At 69.0% G+C, this 16,349-nt stretch carries 13 protein-coding genes; 9 read left to right on the forward strand and 4 right to left on the reverse strand.

The window, feature by feature from the left end; genetic code table 11:
• The first annotated feature begins 5 nt into the window (after positions 1-5).
• The 4 genes from speB to ACLJPX_RS23925 are packed head-to-tail and all read left to right on the forward strand — an operon-like array spanning position 6 to position 5,477.
• A complete protein-coding gene (gene speB, locus ACLJPX_RS23910) occupies positions 6-959 on the forward strand; it encodes an agmatinase (RefSeq protein ID WP_410602042.1) in 954 nt (317 codons plus the stop codon).
• Positions 956-2,611, forward strand: coding sequence for a thiamine pyrophosphate-binding protein (locus ACLJPX_RS23915; protein WP_410602043.1), 1,656 nt, complete (start codon positions 956-958; stop codon positions 2,609-2,611). Before speB ends, ACLJPX_RS23915 begins: the two co-directional genes overlap by 4 nt.
• Positions 2,608-4,014 (forward strand): aminobutyraldehyde dehydrogenase, encoded by a 1,407-nt coding sequence (locus ACLJPX_RS23920; RefSeq protein ID WP_410602044.1) that lies wholly within the window; start codon positions 2,608-2,610, stop codon positions 4,012-4,014. The genes ACLJPX_RS23915 and ACLJPX_RS23920 overlap by 4 nt, the downstream gene beginning before the upstream one ends.
• A 20-nt stretch (positions 4,015-4,034) precedes the next feature.
• Positions 4,035-5,477 carry a purine-cytosine permease family protein gene (locus ACLJPX_RS23925; protein WP_410602045.1) on the forward strand — a complete coding sequence of 481 codons (1,443 nt, stop codon included), beginning with the start codon at positions 4,035-4,037 and terminating at the stop codon, positions 5,475-5,477.
• Here the strand turns inward: ACLJPX_RS23925 and ACLJPX_RS23930 are convergent.
• Positions 5,474-6,289 (reverse strand): oxidoreductase, encoded by an 816-nt coding sequence (locus ACLJPX_RS23930; protein WP_410602046.1) that lies wholly within the window; start codon positions 6,287-6,289, stop codon positions 5,474-5,476. The two genes, ACLJPX_RS23925 and ACLJPX_RS23930, sit on opposite strands and share 4 nt — an antisense overlap.
• A 93-nt stretch (positions 6,290-6,382) precedes the next feature.
• On the opposite strand from ACLJPX_RS23930, the gene ACLJPX_RS23935 reads away from it, so the two are divergent.
• Positions 6,383-6,910 (forward strand): TetR family transcriptional regulator, encoded by a 528-nt coding sequence (locus ACLJPX_RS23935; RefSeq protein WP_410602047.1) that lies wholly within the window; start codon positions 6,383-6,385, stop codon positions 6,908-6,910.
• A gap of 77 nt (positions 6,911-6,987) precedes the next feature.
• Positions 6,988-7,638, forward strand: a complete 651-nt coding sequence (locus ACLJPX_RS23940; protein WP_410602048.1) for a DJ-1/PfpI family protein — start codon at positions 6,988-6,990, stop codon at positions 7,636-7,638.
• Between the two features lie 63 nt (positions 7,639-7,701).
• Here the strand turns inward: ACLJPX_RS23940 and dxs are convergent, their stop codons facing one another.
• The gene (dxs, locus tag ACLJPX_RS23945; RefSeq protein WP_101606618.1) at positions 7,702-9,606 is read right to left on the reverse strand and encodes a 1-deoxy-D-xylulose-5-phosphate synthase; all 1,905 of its coding nucleotides are present in this window, start codon (positions 9,604-9,606) and stop codon (positions 7,702-7,704) included.
• 217 nt (positions 9,607-9,823) lie between these two features.
• On the opposite strand from dxs, the gene ACLJPX_RS23950 reads away from it, so the two are divergent.
• Genes ACLJPX_RS23950 through ACLJPX_RS23960 form a run of 3 tightly spaced genes read left to right on the forward strand, consistent with a single transcriptional unit; the run spans position 9,824 to position 14,385 of the window.
• Positions 9,824-11,308 (forward strand): aldehyde dehydrogenase family protein, encoded by a 1,485-nt coding sequence (locus tag ACLJPX_RS23950; protein ID WP_101606617.1) that lies wholly within the window; start codon positions 9,824-9,826, stop codon positions 11,306-11,308.
• Between the two features lie 15 nt (positions 11,309-11,323).
• Positions 11,324-12,835 (forward strand): APC family permease, encoded by a 1,512-nt coding sequence (locus tag ACLJPX_RS23955; RefSeq protein WP_101606616.1) that lies wholly within the window; start codon positions 11,324-11,326, stop codon positions 12,833-12,835.
• A complete protein-coding gene (locus tag ACLJPX_RS23960; RefSeq protein WP_410602049.1) occupies positions 12,832-14,385 on the forward strand; it encodes a GMC family oxidoreductase in 1,554 nt (517 codons plus the stop codon). Before ACLJPX_RS23955 ends, ACLJPX_RS23960 begins: the two co-directional genes overlap by 4 nt.
• Before the next feature lie 143 nt (positions 14,386-14,528).
• Here the strand turns inward: ACLJPX_RS23960 and ACLJPX_RS23965 are convergent, their stop codons facing one another.
• Positions 14,529-15,176: a response regulator gene (locus ACLJPX_RS23965; protein ID WP_410602050.1), complete on the reverse strand. Its 648-nt coding sequence runs from the start codon at positions 15,174-15,176 to the stop codon at positions 14,529-14,531.
• Positions 15,173-16,324 carry a sensor histidine kinase gene (locus tag ACLJPX_RS23970; RefSeq protein ID WP_410602051.1) on the reverse strand — a complete coding sequence of 384 codons (1,152 nt, stop codon included), beginning with the start codon at positions 16,322-16,324 and terminating at the stop codon, positions 15,173-15,175. Before ACLJPX_RS23970 ends, ACLJPX_RS23965 begins: the two co-directional genes overlap by 4 nt.
• Between the last annotated feature and the right edge of the window lie 25 nt (positions 16,325-16,349).

Below are 16,349 nucleotides of genomic sequence, written 5' to 3' on the forward strand. Positions count from 1 at the left end.
AAACAGTGGCTGAGCAGAGCCCGATCGGACCCGTCGACTCGTCGAGGGTGCCCCGGTTCGCCGGTTTCGCGACCTTCGCGAGGCTGCCGCGGATCGATCAGGTCGAGCGCGCCGACGTCGCCGTCGTCGGGGTGCCGTTCGACGCCGGGGTGTCCTACCGTCCCGGCGCGCGGTTCGGCCCCTCCGCGCTCCGTGAGGCCAGCAGGCTCCTTCGCCCGTATCACCCGGAACTCGACGTCTCCCCGTTCGCCGAAAAGCAGGTGGTCGACGCCGGTGACATCGCGCTCAACCCGTTCAACATCGGGGAGGCGATCGAGACCCTGCAGCAGGAGGCGGAGGCGCTGACCGCGGGCGGGACGCGGCTGGTGACCGTCGGCGGCGACCACACGATCGCGCTGCCGCTGCTGCGTGCGGCGGCGAAGAAGCACGGACCGGTGGCGCTGCTGCACTTCGACGCGCACCTCGACACCTGGGACACCTACTTCGGCGAGCCGTACACCCACGGCACCCCGTTCCGGCGGGCGTCCGAGGAAGGCCTCCTCGACACCGAAGCGCTGTCCCACGTCGGCACGCGCGGCCCGCTGTACGGCAAGCGGGATCTGGAAGAGGACCGCCGCCTCGGATTCGGCATCGTCACCTCCGGCGACGTCATGCGCCGCGGGGTCGCCGAGACCGTCGACGCGCTGCGCCAGCGCATCGGCGGCCGCCCGCTCTACATCTCGGTCGACATCGACGTGCTCGACCCCGCGCACGCGCCGGGCACCGGCACCCCCGAAGCGGGCGGGATGACCAGCCGTGAACTGCTGGAGATCCTGCGCGGGCTGCGCGACTGCAACCTCGTCGGAGCGGATGTCGTCGAGCTGGCCCCGGCTTACGATCATGCCGAGATCACCGCCATCGCGGCTTCCCATGTCGCCTACGACCTGGTGAGCCTGCTCAGTTTGGGGAAGGGCGAATGACCAGCACTGAACGGATAGGCGGCGACGTAGTCGTCGAAACCCTCCGCGCGCTCGGCGCGGACACCGTGTTCGGCCTGCCGGGCCAGCACGCGCTCGGCCTGTTCGAAGCTCTCCGGCGCAGTTCCGAACTCCGCGTGATCAGCTCGCGGGTGGAGAACAACCTGGCGTTCGCGGCCGACGGGCACGCCCGTGCCCGGCTCGCGGCAGACCCCGAAGGCCCGGTCCCGGTGACCCCGATGATCGTGTCGACCGGTCCCGGCGCGCTGCTGACTTTGGCCTCACTGCAGGAATCCCGGGCGGCGTCCGTACCGGTGCTCGGCATCTCCAGCCAGATCCCGGTCGCCGGGCTCGGCGGCGGGCGGCACGGCTACCTGCACGAACTGCCCGATCAGCAGGCCAGCTTCCGCGACGTGGTGAAGTCGGTCCACGTGGTTCGGACCGTCAGCCAGATCCCGACAGCGCTGCGCGAAGCCTGGGAGTCGGCGGCGACGGCGCCGTACGGCCCGGTGTGGGTCGAGATCCCGCAGGACATCCTGCTGGCGCCGACCGACCTGCCGCGGATCATTTCGGTGACGGCGAATCCGGCGCCGCTCGCGCCGTTGCCGGAACTGCTCGCCGAAGCCGCGGATCTCCTTGGTGCGGCGAAGAAGCCGGTGATCCTCGCCGGTGGTGGTGCCCTGCGCTCGGGCGCCCACGCGGAGCTGAAGGCGCTCGCGGAGGCCTTGCGCGCGCCGGTGTTGTCGACGTTCGGCGGCAAGGGCGTCTTTGGCTGGGACCACGAGCTTTCCGGGCAGTCGTGGCTCGAGGACTGGCACAGCACCGAGTTCCTGTCGGACGCGGATGTACTGCTGGTGCTGGGTTCCGGGCTCGGCGAGCTGTCCAGCAACTACCGCGGGTTCGCCCCGCGCGGCCGGATGATCCAGGTCGAGGCCGATCTCGGGAAACTGGAGTCGAACTATCCGGCGCTGGGCATCCACGCCGACGTCCGCCTCACCCTGCAAGGACTTCTGGAGCAGGTTCCGTTCCGCCAGAGCGACGGTGTCGCCGAAAAGGCGGTCTCGGAGCTGCTGGGCAAGGTACGCGAACGGCTCGACGGCCAGGCGCTCGAAACCGAGCGCAAGCTGATCGACGACATCCGCGCGGCGGTGCCCGAGGGCACGCAGACGTTCTGGGACATGACGATCGCTGCCTACTGGGCCTGGTCGGCGTGGAACCCCGAGGGCGCGCCGATCCACACCGCGCAGGGCGCGGGCGGGCTCGGCTACGGCCTGCCCGGCGCGCTCGGCGGCGCGGCCGCCACCGGCGGTCCGGTGCTCGCGGTGTCCGGTGACGGCGGCGCGATGTACGGCGTGGCGGAGCTGGCCACCGCGGTCCAGCACCGACTGGACGTCACGTGGCTCGTCGTCGACGACGGCGGGTACGGCATCCTGCGCGAATACCTGACCGGCGCCTTCGGCCAGTCCACCGCCACCGAACTCGCGCAACCCGATTTCGCCGCGCTGGCGAAGTCTTTCGGCGTCTCCGCCACCGTGTCCTCTTTGGACACCGTCGGGAAGGACCTGGCCGACGCGCTGGGCACGCCCGGCCCGTCGGTGGTCGTCCTCCCCGCCCTGCTGAAGATGTTCGAGCCGACCCACCTGGAGAAGAAATGACTCAGGTCCTGAATTTCGTCGACGGCGCCGAGGTACCGGCGGCGGGCTCGCGGACACTCGACCTGGTGGACCCCGCCACCGGCGAGGTCTTCGGCACCAGCGTGCTGTCCGAGCAGTCCGATGTGGACGCCGCGCTGGAGGCCGCCGAGCGGGCGTTCAAGGTGTGGCGCAAGAGCACACCCGCCCAGCGTCAGCTCGCGCTGCTGAAGATCGCCGACGCGGTGGAGGCACGCGCGGAGGAGTTCGCCGAGCTCGAAATCCGCGAGACCGGCAAGATCCGGGCCGTCGTGCTGGAGGAGGAGATCCCGGAGTGCGTCAGCGCGCTGCGGTTCTTCGCCGGTGCGGCACGGCAGCTCGAAGGCACCGCGTCCGGCGAGTACCTGCCGGGGCACTCCTCGGCGATCCGCCGTGAACCCGTCGGCGTCTGCGCGCAGATCGCGCCGTGGAACTACCCGCTGATGATGGGGGTCTGGAAGATCGCCCCGGCGCTGGCGGCGGGCAACACCGTCGTGCTCAAGCCCGCGGAGACCACGCCGTCGACGGCCGTGCTGCTGGCGAAGGTCGCGGCGGAGTTCCTGCCCCAGGGTGCCTTCAACGTGCTGTGCGGCGACCGTGACACCGGCCGCGCGCTGGTGAAGCACCCGATCACCGAACTGGTGTCGATCACCGGGTCGACCCGCGCCGGTATCGACGTCGCCACCGTCGCGGCGGCCGACCTCAAGCGCACGCACCTGGAACTCGGCGGGAACGCGCCGCTGCTGGTGTTCGGCGACGTGAACCTCGCCGAGGCGGCGGAGGGCATCGTCGGCGCGGCGTTCTACAACGCCGGGCAGGACTGCACCGCGGGCAGCCGGGTGCTGGTGGCCGCGGCGATCCACGACGAGTTCGTCGCGGAGCTGACCAAGGCCGCCGCCGCGCAGGCACCCGGCCGGGACTTCGGCCCGCTCAACAGCGAGGCGCAGTTCGGCCGGGTTCGCGGCCTCGTCGAGCGGCTTCCCGCCCACGCCCGCGTGGAGACCGGTGGCTCGCCCGCCGGTGACCGCGGTTTCTTCTTCTCCCCCACCGTGATCTCCGGCTTGAAGCAGGACGACGAGATCGTGCAGGAGGAGGTCTTCGGCCCGGTCATCACCGTCCAGTCCTTCGCGGACGAGGACGAGGCGGTGCGGCTGGCCAACGGCGTCCCGTACGGGCTGGCGTCGTCGATCTGGACCCACGACCTGTCACGCGCGACCCGCGTCTCGGGCGAACTCGACTTCGGCTGCGTCTGGGTCAACACCCACGGGCCGCTGGTCTCGGAAATGCCCCATGGCGGCTTCGGGCACTCGGGCCACGGAAAGGACCTCTCGTCCTACTCCTTCGCCGAGTACACCCGCGTCAAGCACGTCATGACCCGCTTCGCCTGAAGCTGTACCGGAGGTCCCCCATGGGTGAGAAGATCACCGAAGTCGAGCAGCACGGCATCGCGCCGATCCCGCCGGAAGAACAGACCTCGCGCCCGCGCGACCTGTTCCGGATGGCGTTCGGCGGTGCGAACACCTTCGCCACCATCATCCTCGGGACCCTCCCGATCGCGTTCGGCCTGAGCTTCTGGGCGGCGGTGGCGGCCACGGTCGCCGGGGTGGTCGTCGGCGCGCTGGTGCTCTCGCCGATGTCGTTGTTCGGCCCGCTCACCCGGACCAACAACGCGGTCTCCTCCGGCGCGCACTTCGGCGTCGTCGGCCGTTGTGTCGGCTCCTTCCTCTCCCTGCTGACGGCGATCACCTTCTTCGCCATCTCGGTCTGGGTGAGCGGCGACGCCGTCGCCGGTGCGGCACAACGGCTTTTCGGCTTCGACGGCGGCGAGGTGCTGCGCGGTGTCGCGTACGGCGTCATCGCGATCGCCACGCTGGTGGTGTGCATCTACGGCTACCGGTTCATGCTGCTGGTGAACCGGGTCGCCGTGGTGCTGGGCACGGCGATCATGCTGCTCGGGATCGTGGCCTACGGCGGCACGTTCGACCCCGGGTTCGCCGGCACCGGCAACTACGCGCTCGGGGACTTCTGGCCGACCTGGATCCTGGCCGCGCTCACCACGATGGCGAACCCGATCTCGTTCGGCGCCTTCCTCGGCGACTGGACGCGCTACATCCCCGCGCGCCACAGCCGCCGTTCCCTGCTGGCCGCGCCGTTCCTGGCGCAGGTGGCGACCTTGCTGCCGTTCGGGTTCGGCATCGCCACCGCGACCCTGGTCGCGGATCCGGCCGACTACATCACCGGCCTGACCGCGATTTCCCCGCTCTGGTACGCGATCCCGCTGATCGTGGTCGCGCTGATCGGCGGGCTGTCCACCGGCACGACGTCGCTCTACGGGACCGGCCTCGACTTCAGCTCGATCTTCGTGAAGCTGAGCCGGGTCCAGGCGACGTTGCTGATCGGCTCGCTCAGCGTCGTGTTCATCTTCGTCGGCAATTTCGTGCTGGACATGGTCTCCAGCATCAACGCCTTCGCCACGCTGATCGTGCTGTGCACGTCGCCGTGGATGGTGATCATGATGATCGGTTTCGTGCTGCGGCGCGGGTTCTACGACCCGGACGACCTCCAGGTGTTCAACCAGGGCCGCAAGGGCGGGCGCTACTGGTTCACCCGCGGCGTGAACTGGCGCGCGATGGCCGCGTGGATCCCGGCGACGACGCTGGGCCTGCTGACCGCCAACACCCCGATGATCGCCGGGCCGTTCAAGGACATCGCGGGCGGCGTGGACGTCAGCATGGTGGTGACGCTGTGCACGGCGGCGATCGCGTATCCCGTGCTGGTCAAACTCTTCCCCGAGCCGCCGGAGGTCTACTCGTACGCGGAGCCCGTCACGGAACCGGCTGTCGCGGTCTAGGCGAACCGGCGCAGCGCACCGAGGAACAACGCGTCGAAGGCGCGGTCCGGGAGCACCCGGCGCACGAACAGGATCGGCTTGGCCCCGAGTCCCGCGGCGTAGCGGGTCTTCGGGCGCCGGGCCTGGACCGCCTTCAGGATGACGTCGGCGATCACCTTCGGGTGGGAACCGCGCGCGGCCTGGCCGAAGAACTTCGCCAGTGCCTTGGCCTGCGGCGCGTAGGCGGTGTCGCCCGAGGTCTTGAGCAGGTTCTCGATCGCGATGCCGCCCCATTCAGTCTTGATGGCGCCGGGTTCGATCACCACGACGTCGATGCCGAACGGCTTGAGCTCCAGCCGCAGGGAGTCGCTCAGGCCTTCGACGGCGAACTTCGTCGAGTGGTACCAGCCGCCGAGCGGTTCGTAGATCTTGCCGCCGATCGACGAGATGTTCACGATCTTCCCCGAGCCCTGGGCCCGCATATGCGGCGTGGTCAGCTGGACGAGCCGCGCGAGGCCGAAGAGGTTGACCTCGAACTGGTACTTCCCCTCCGAGAGCGGCACGTCCTCGAAGGCGCCGTACGAGCCGTAGCCCGCGTTGTTGACCAGGACGTCGATGCGGCCGGTCTCGTCGATGATCTGATCGACCCCCGCGACCATCGACGCGTCGTCGGTGACGTCCATCGCGAGGATCTTGATCCCGCGCTCGGCGAGCCCCGCCATCCGGTCGACGCGCCGCGCGGCGCCGTAGACCGTGTAGCCCGCTTCCTGCAGCGCGAGGGCGGTGGCTTCGCCGATGCCCGCGGAAGCGCCCGTGACCAGTGCGACCTTCATGTCGATCTCCCTAACTAACCGGTTGGTTGCTAACTCAAGGTTGCCACGAGACCGGACTGGCTGTCAACCAACCAGTTAGTTAGACTGGGTCACATGGTCAGGGACAAGGAAGCGACCAAGCGGAAGCTGCTGGACGCGGCGACGACCGAGTTCGCGACGTACGGCATCGCGGGCGCCCGGGTGGATCGCATCGCGAAGAACGCCGGCGCCAACAAGGCGCTGATCTACGCCTATTTCTGCAGCAAGGAATACCTTTTCGAAGTGGTCGTGCAGGAGCAGGTGGACCTCGCGATCAAGTCGGTCCCGATCACTCCCGACGATCTGCCCGGCTACGCGGGACGGCTGTTCGACCGCTATCTGGAGCACCCCGAAGTCCTGCGGCTCATGGGCTGGCTCCGGCTGGAGCAGGGCTTCGACGCGGCCCCGGAGGCCGAAGTCCGGGCGCACGCGGACAAGGTCGCCGCGATCCGGGAAGCCCAGCGCGCCGGAACCGTGCCGGACCACTTCGACGCCGAGGAGTTGCTGAGCCTCGTCGTGCACCTGTCGATCCTGGGTTTCTCCTCCCCCGCCGCGACGCGTGACCTCGTCGTCCGGTCGGTCGCCCGGATCACGGGAACCTGACCGGCTTTTCGCGCGACCACTGGGTACACACCTGGGAGGTCGTCTTGCAGCGTCGAACTTTTCTGCGTGCTTCAGCCTTGTCCGCCGGCGTCGCCGCCGGGGTCACCGTGCCCGCCGCCACGGCCGCGTCACCTTTGCGCGTTCAAATCCTGATGTTCGACGGGGTGGAGGAACAGGACTTCATCGCGCCCGTCGAAGTACTCGGGCTGGCCGGGAAACTCACCGGCGGCGCTCTCCAGTCCTCGCTCGTGACCGCCGGGCGGCCCGGGCCCGTGCGCTGCACCTACGGCACTGTCGTCGACGTCCCGCGCGGCTGGTCGCCGGATGAGGCCGACGTCCTCGTGGTGCCGGGCGGCGGCTACAAGGACCGGAACGGTCCGGGCGTGCACCGGCTCAACGCCGATCAGGGTTTCCTACGTCGGCTGAAGGCTTCGCGGGCGCTTCCGGTCGGGATCTGCACCGGCACGATGGTGCTGTCCGCGGCGGGCCTGACCAAGGGCCGCAACGCGACGACACACAGCGGCGCGAAGGCGGATCTGGCCGCTCAGGGCGCGAAGGTGATCGACGCGCGCGTCGTCGACGATGGCGACCTGATCACCGGCGGCGGGATCACTTCGGGGCTCGAGGTTTCGCTCTGGCTCGTGGAGCGGTTCCTGGGCGCGCAGGCGGCTCAACGGGCGGAGGTCGTGCTGGAGTACGAGCGCCGGGGCACTGTCTGGCGACCCTAGCGCGCGACATGAAAGGCCCGTTACTTGCAAAATTTGCAAGTAACGGGCCTTTCATAGCGCTTGTCAGCGGTGCGTGTCCTCCGGCGCCGGCGTCCGGCTCGCCAGGTTCGCGGACCATTCGGTGACCCGCCGCGCGACGTCCTGCGCGGTGAGCCCGACGCGGGCCAGCACCTCCTCGCGCGAGCCGTGGTCGTGGAACACCTGCGGCACGGCCAGATCCCGCAGCGGCACGTCGCATTCCGCGTCGCGGAACAGCGCGGCCAGCGCGGAACCGAAACCACCGTGACGGCCGCTGTCCTCGACGCTCACGACGAGCTTGTGCTGCTCGGCCAGCGCCACCAGTTCGGCGGGCGCCGGGACGACCCAGCGCGGGTCCACCACGGTCACGCCGATGCCCTGATCGGCCAGCCTGTCCGCGGCGGCGAGCCCGAGCATCGCGAACGCGCCCACCGCCACAAGCAGGACGTCGGCGTCGCCGGACGGCTTGCGCAGCACGTCCACCACCCCGACGCGTTCGACGGCGGGAACGGAGTCGATCACGCCGCCCTTGGAGAACCGCAGCGCCGTCGGCCCGTCCTCGACGGCGACGGCCTCGCGCAGCTCCTCGCGCAACGTCCCGGCGTCACGCGGCGCGGCGACCCGCATGCCCGGCACCATGCCCAGCAGCGAGAGGTCCCACATGCCGTGGTGGCTCGGCCCGTCCGGCCCGGTGATCCCGGCGCGGTCCAGCACCAGCGTCACCGGCTGGCGGTGCAGCGCGACGTCCATCAGGACCTGGTCGAACGCGCGGTTCAAGAAGGTCGAGTAGACCGCGACGACGGGGTGCTTGCCGCCCATCGCGAGCCCGGCAGCCGAGGTCACCGCGTGCTGCTCGGCGATCCCGACGTCGTACCAGCGGTCCGGGTACGCCTCGGCGAACTTGTGCAGCCCGGTCGAGCGCAGCATCGCCGCGGTGATCGCGACGACGTCCTCGCGGTCGGCGCCGATCTTGACCAGTTCGTCGGCGAAGACGCCGGTCCAGCTCGGCCCCTTGACCGGCGGCAGACCGGTTTCCGGGTCGATCGGGTCGGTCTGGTGCATCTGGTCGGCCTGATTGGTCACCGCGGGCTCGTAGCCGTGGCCCTTTTCGGTGACCACGTGCACGATGACCGCGCCGCCGAAGTCGCGGGCGCTCTGGAACGCCTTCTCCAGCGCGCCGAGGTCGTGCCCGTCGACCGGTCCGAGGTACTTGAGGCCGAGGTCGGAGAACATCATCTGCGGGCTCAGCGCGTCCTTGAGCCCCGCCTTCGCCGCGTGCAGCGCCGCGTAGATCGGCTTGCCGACGATGGGAGTGTGCCGCAGCAGTTCCTTGCCACGGTCCAGGACGCGCTCGTAACCCGGCTTCAACCGCAGCGACGCCAGGTGATCCGCGACGCCACCGATGGTCGGCGAGTACGAGCGGCCGTTGTCGTTGATGACGATGACGACCGGGCGCCGCGGGTTCGCGGCGATGTTGTTGAGCGCCTCCCAGCACATACCGCCGGTCAGCGCGCCGTCACCGACGACCGCGATCGCGTGCCTGCCGCCACCGCCGAGTTCGAACGCCTTCGCCAGGCCGTCCACATAGGACAGAGCGGTCGAGGCGTGGCTGTTCTCGACGAGGTCGTGCTCGCTCTCGCAGCGCGCCGGGTAGCCGGTGAGGCCGCCGAGCTGGCGCAGCTTGCCGAAGCCGTCGTGCCTGCCGGTGACGATCTTGTGCACGTAGGCCTGGTGACCCACGTCCCACACGATGGCGTCGTTCGGCGAGTCGAAGACCCGGTGCAGCGCCATCGTCAGCTCGACCACACCCAGGTTCGGGCCGAGGTGACCACCGGCGAGCCGCACCTTCTCGACCAGGAAGTCGCGGATCTCCGCGGCCAGCTCGCCGAGCTGTTCCTGGTCCATCCGCTTCAAGTCGGCCGGTCCGTGCACGGACTCGAGCAACGTCACTCTCCCACCTCGCCTGGTTCCTCATTCCGCCGTTCCAGCCAGTCTACGGAGGGCGCCTGAGAGTCTTCCGTCCCCCGCGTCACGGGTCACATGTCAGAAAATCACCACACGGCACCCGACGGTGTGAACATGGTCTCTTTTGCCAAGTAGCGGTCACGTCGGGTGGCCGCGATAATCGCTGATCGACGGTTGAGCAGGAGCCGGTTCGGAGGGCTTGATGGCGGACTTTTTCATCGGTGGCGAGTGGGTCGACGCGATCGGCGGTGGTCGCAGGGAGATCCGCTGCCCCGCTGACGGGTCGCTGGTCGCGGAAGTCGCCGAAGGCACCCGTGAGGACACCGAAGCGGCCATCGCCGCCGCGAGGAAGGCCTTCGACACCGGCCCTTGGCCCAACACCCCCGCCCCCGAACGCGGTGACCTGCTGCTGAAGGTCGCGGACCTGCTCGACCGCGACGCCGAGGCCTTCGCCCGCGCCGAGTCGCTCGACACCGGGAAACGGCTGGTGGAGAGCAAGTACGACATGGCCGACATCGCCGCGTGCCTGCGCTACTTCGGCAAACTCGCCGCCAACGACGCGGGCCGCGTGGTCGACACCGGCAACCCGGACGCGTTCAGCCGGATCGTGCACGAGCCGGTCGGCGTCTGCGGACTGATCACGCCGTGGAACTACCCGCTCCTGCAGACCATCTGGAAGGTGGCCCCCGCGCTCGCGGCGGGCAACACCTTCGTCCTCAAACCCAGTGAACTGACGCCGCACACCTGCATGATGCTGATGAACCTGCTGACCGAGGCCGGGCTGCCCGGCGGCGTCGCGAACCTGGTGCTCGGCGCCGGCGCGCAGGCCGGGGCGCCTCTTTCGGAGCATCCGGATGTCGATCTCGTCTCGTTCACCGGCGGGCTCGCGACCGGGAAGATCATCGCCGCGTCCGCCGCCGCGACGATCAAGAAGGTCGCGCTGGAACTGGGCGGCAAGAACCCGAACGTCGTCTTCGCCGACTCGGACTTCGACACCGCCGTGGACTACGCGCTGACCGCGGTGTTCCTGCACTCCGGGCAGGTCTGCTCGGCGGGGGCGCGACTGATCGTCCAGGAGGAGTGGCACGACAGGTTCGTCGACGAACTCGTCCGCCGTGCCGAACTGATCCGACTGGGTGGACCTTTCGACCCGAAGGCTGAAACCGGTCCGCTGATCTCGGCCGCCCATTTGGAAAAGATCGAACGGTACGTCGCCGCGGCTCTCGAAGAAGGCGCCGTTCTGCGCACCGGTGGCAAACGCCCCGACGATCGCGAGCTCGCGAAGGGGCACTACTACCTGCCGACCATCCTCGACAACGTGAAGCAGGGCAGCAGCGCCGTCGTCGACGAGTCGTTCGGCCCGGTGCTCACCGTCGAGACCTTCACCGACGAGGACGACGCCGTCCGCATCGCCAACGACACCCACTACGGCCTCGCGGGCGCCGTCTTCACCTCGGACGCCTCCCGTGCGCAGCGGGTCGCGAACCGGCTGCGGCACGGCACGATCTGGATCAACGACTTCCACCCGTATCTGCCGCAGGCGGAATGGGGCGGCTACAAGCAATCCGGCTTCGGACGCGAGCTCGGCCCGACCGGTCTGGCCGAGTACGTGGAGGCGAAGCACATCTACCAGAACCTCCGGCCCGAACCACAGCGCTGGTTCTCAGGGGAGTCAGCGTCCAACTAAAGACGGGAAGTGCCGATGAGTAATCCTTCCGACGACGGCCTCGCCGGTTTCGGCTACAAACAGGAACTCGAAAGAACGCTCGGCAATTTCCACACCTTCGCCGCCGGGATCAGCTACATCTCGATCCTGACGGGCACCTTCCAGCTGTTCTACTTCGGCTTCAGCTTCGGCGGGCCCGCCTACTGGTGGTCATGGCCGATGGTGTTCGTCGGCCAGCTGATGGTGGCGCTGTCGTTCGCCGAACTGGCCGCGCATTACCCGGTCGCGGGCTCGATCTACAACTGGTCGAAACGGCTCGGCAGCCCGCATGTGGCCTGGATGGCCGGGTGGATGATGCTGACCGCCTCGATCGTCAGCATCGCCGCCGTCGCGCTGGCGTACCAGATCACGCTCCCCCAGATCTCGTCGTTCTTCTCGTTCTCCGGCGACAGCGCGGTGAACGCGGTCATCCTCGGCACCATCCTGATCCTGTTCACCACGCTGGTGAACGCGTGGGGCGTCAAGCTGATGGCGCGGATCAACAGCGCCGGGGTGTTCATCGAACTGGTCGCCGCGGTCCTGCTGATCATCGCGCTCGCGGTGAACATCACGCGCGGCCCCGAGGTCGTCATGCAGACCAACAACACCGGCGCCGACCAGCCGTGGGGCTATTTCGGGGCGTTCCTGGTCGCCTCGCTCGCGTCGACCTACGTCATGTACGGCTTCGACACGGCCAGCTCGCTCGGCGAGGAATCCCACGATCCGCGCAAGAACGCGCCCAAGGCGATCCTGCGGGCGCTGATCGCGTCGTTCGTCATCGGCGGGCTGATCCTGATCCTGGCGCTGATGGCCGTCGGTGACATCAACAACCCGGAGATCGCCACGGGCGGCCTGCAGTTCATCGTGAAGGACGTCCTCGGCAGCACGATCGGCACGATCTTCCTGCTGGCGGTCGTCATCGCCATCACGGTGTGCAACCTGGCCGTGCAGTCGGCGTCGATCCGGATGATGTTCGCGATGGGCCGGGACAACAACCTGCCCGCGGGAAAGCACCTGGCGCGAGTGTCGCCGAAGACGAAGACGCCGGTGGTCCCCGCGATCGTGTCCGGCGTCATCGCGGTGCTGATCCTGGTGGTCAACGTCGGCCAGCCGCAGATCTTCACGGTGATCACCAGCATCGGCATCATCATGATCTATCTGGCGTACCTGCTGGTCACCATCCCGATGCTGGTCAAGCGTTTCCGCGGCCAGTGGCCGCCGCCCAAGGCCGAGGGCACCAAGTACTTCTCGCTCGGCAAACTGGGCCTGCCGGTCAACATCCTCGGCGTGCTGTGGGGCGGCGCGATCGTGGTGAACCTGGCGTGGCCGCGGCGCGAGGTCTACAACGCGACCGAGCCCTACCACTGGTACCTCGAATGGGGGGCCGTGCTGTTCGTCGGCGCGGTGGCTGTCGTCGGTTTCGCGTATTACTGGTTCGTCCTGCGGCACAAGAGCGGCGTCCTGGCCGATCACGCCGCGGAAGCACATCCCGAGGAGGCAGCACAGTGACCGGAGAGTTCGACTACATCGTCGTCGGCGGCGGGACGGCGGGTTCGGTGGTCGCGGCGAGACTCTCGGAAGACCCGGACGTCACCGTGGCCCTCCTGGAAGCCGGACCGTCCGATGTGGACGACCCGGCGGTGCTGGAACTGACGAAGTGGATGGCCCTGCTGGAATCCGGCTACGACTGGGACTACCTGGTCGAACCGCAGGACTCCGGGAACTCCTTCCTGCGCCACGCCCGCGCGCGGGTGCTCGGCGGCTGCTCGTCGCACAACTCGTGCATCGCGTTCTGGGCACCGGCGGAAGACCTCGACGAATGGGCGTCGCTCGGCCTTCCCGGCTGGTCCGCCCAGGACATTTTCCCGCTGTACAAGCGTCTCGAGACCAACGACGGCCCCGGTGACCATCATGGCCGCTCGGGCCCGGTGACCATCCGCTCGGTACCGCCGAACGACCCGACCGGCGTCGCGCTGCTGCAGGCGTGCGAGCAGGCGGGCATCCCGAGGACGGAATTCAACTCGGGCAAGACCGTCACGCACGGCGCGAACTGGTTCCAGATCAACGCGCGCGAAGACGGCACGCGTTCGTCGGCGTCGGTGTCCTACCTGCACCCGATCATCGGCAAGCGGCCGAACCTGGAGATCATCACCGGCGCCCGCGTCCGGCGGCTGCTGTTCGACGGCAAACGCTGCACCGGCGCGGAATACCTGGCCGACGACCTGATCCACGGCGTCAAGCTGCGCGCGCGGCGCGAGGTCATCCTGTCGTCGGGCGCGATCGACACCCCGAAACTCCTGATGCTGTCGGGAATCGGCCCGGCCGCGCATCTGCGCGAGGTCGGCGTGGACGTGCTGGTGGACTCCCCCGGCGTCGGCGAGAACCTGCAGGATCACCCCGAGGGCGTCATCCAGTGGGACGCGCTGCAGCCGATGACCACCGAATCCACGCAATGGTGGGAAATCGGCATCTTCACCAGCACGGAGGAGGGCCTCGACCGGCCGGACCTGATGTTCCACTACGGCTCCGTGCCGTTCGACATGAACACCCTCCGGCAGGGTTATCCCACCACGGAGAACGGGTTCTGCCTGACCCCGAACGTCACCCGGTCGCGCTCGACCGGGACCGTGCGGCTGCGCAGCCGTGACTACCGGGACAAGCCGAAGGTGGATCCGCGCTACTTCACCGACGAGCACGACATGCGCGTGATGACCTACGGCATCAAACTGGCCCGCAAGATCGCCGAACAACCCGCGCTGGACGAATGGGCGGGCACGGAACTCGCGCCCGGCAGGGACGTCAAGACCGACGACGAGATCGCGGACTACCTGCGCAAGACGCACAACACGGTCTATCACCCCGCGTGCACCGCGAAAATGGGCGGTGACGACGACCCGCTGGCCGTGCTGGACGCGCGGCTGCGGGTGCGCGGCGTCGAAGGCCTGCGGGTCGCCGACGGTTCGGCGATGCCGTTCCTGGTCGCGGTGAACCCGTGCATCACGACGATGGCGATCGGCGAGAAGTGCGCGGACCTGCTGAAGGAGGATGCGCGCGCTTAAAGGTGCTTGAGAAGGCCCCCTGGCTTCGGCCCGGGGGCCTTCTCTTTGCCTGAAAACCAGTGGAGCGGTCCCGCCGGAGACTTCACTTTCACGCTGAAACGGTGAAGCTGGGACTCGGGCTCGGCGGCGGCCCCTTTGCGACGTCAGACGCGGCCGGTCTCGTGGGCCCACATGGCGACCTCGACGCGGTTTCGGGCGCCGAGCTTGCGCATGAGGCTGGCGAGGTGGGCTTTGACGGTGCTCGGGGTGATGTAGAGCTCGCTGGCGATCTCATTGTTAGTGCGGCCCTGGGCCACAGGCACGAGGACTTCCTCCTCGCGGGCGGTGAGCGGTTCCATCGGCTGCCTCGGCGGTGGGGTCTTCGCGTGGGCGAACACTTCCAGCAGCCGGACGGTCACGCTGGGCGCGATCAGTGCGTCTCCGTCAGCGGCGGCGTGGATGGCCTGGGTCAGCAGGGCTGGTCCGGCGTCCTTGAGCAGAAAACCGCGGGCGCCGGCTTTGAGCGCCCCGTGGACGTACTCGTCGAGGTCGAAGGTGGTGATGACCACGATCGGCAGGGGGTCGGTGACATCGGGGCCGGCGAGGCGCCGGGTGGCTTCGATGCCGTCCATCAGCGGCATTCGGACGTCGAACAGGCCGACGTCGGGGCGCAGCCGGAGCGCCAGGCGGACCGCCTCGCGCCCGTCGGCGGCCGCGCCGACCACTTCGATGCCGGGTTGTGCGTCGAGCAGCATGGTCAGCCCGGTGCGCACGATGGGCTGGTCGTCGGCGATGAGGACCCTGATGCTCATCGTGACGTCCCGGTTCGAGGCAGGACCGCCTCCACCCGCCAGCCCCGCTCGGCGGCGGGGCCTGCGTGGAAGGTGCCGCCGAGCAGTGAGACGCGTTCGCGCATGCCCACCAGGCCGTAGCCCGCCGGGGCGCGGCCGCCACCGGCGGAGCCGTCGTCGTCGATGGTCAGCCGAACCTGCTCGGCGTCGCCTGTGACGGCGACGGTGACCCGGGTCGCGTGACGGGCGTGCCGTCGAGCGTTGGTGACGGATTCTTGGGCCAGGCGGTAGATCGCGGCCCCCACCGCCGGGCTGAGGTCGTCGAACTCGCCGGACAGCGTCACCTCGACGCAGGGACCCGTCCGGCCATCGGTGGCGAGCTGCTCGACCTCGGCCACGCCGGGCTGCGGCGCGAACCTGGTGTCCTGTGCGGCGCGGAGCACGCCGACGATAGCGCGCAGTTCGGTGAGGGTGCGGGTCGCCGCGTCCTCGATGACGGCCAGGGCCTCGACGGCACGATCGGGGTGGGTGGCCGCGATGGCGCGTCCTGCTTGGGCCTGGATGGCGATGCCCGAGACGTGGTGGGCGACGGTGTCGTGGAGCTCGCGAGCGAGCTGTTCGCGTTCGCGGGACTTGGCTTGGTCGACGTCGCGGATGCGGATCTTCGCGCGATAGCGGATCGCGGTGCCGAGCGCGGCGGCGAACAGGAAGAACGCATATCCCGCGATCGCCTCCGCCCGGGTGGTGGTATCGGCGCCGAGGGTGATGATGACAGCCAGCCAGAGCAGGATGACGCCGAGACCGCTCGCGGCTTCCCGGCCGGAACCCCACCGGAACAGGGCGTAGGCCAGGATCAGCACCGCGATGCTGCTGTTCAGCAGGGCGCCTTGCGAACCGGTGAGGATTCTGACGATGTCGACGATCGTCAACGTGCCGAAGGAGACCCCGACCGCGAGGAGCGGGTGCGTACGTCGCCACAGCAGGGGGCCGAGGACCGCGAGCACCGCGAGCAGCAGCAGCGGGAGTGGCGCCAGGTCCTGGCGAAGCACCACTTCCACTACCGACCAGAAGATCAGTACCGCGACCAGGGCCCAGTCCCGCAGCCCCCGGCCCGGGACATTCGTGGGCCGAGGTTCGGCACACAGCGAGCGGAGCGCGTTCATGGCCATCCGATCAGCCTAGGCAGCCCGCGTG

The organism is Amycolatopsis sp. lyj-90, from assembly GCF_046549035.1.
Taxonomy (GTDB): domain Bacteria; phylum Actinomycetota; class Actinomycetes; order Mycobacteriales; family Pseudonocardiaceae; genus Amycolatopsis.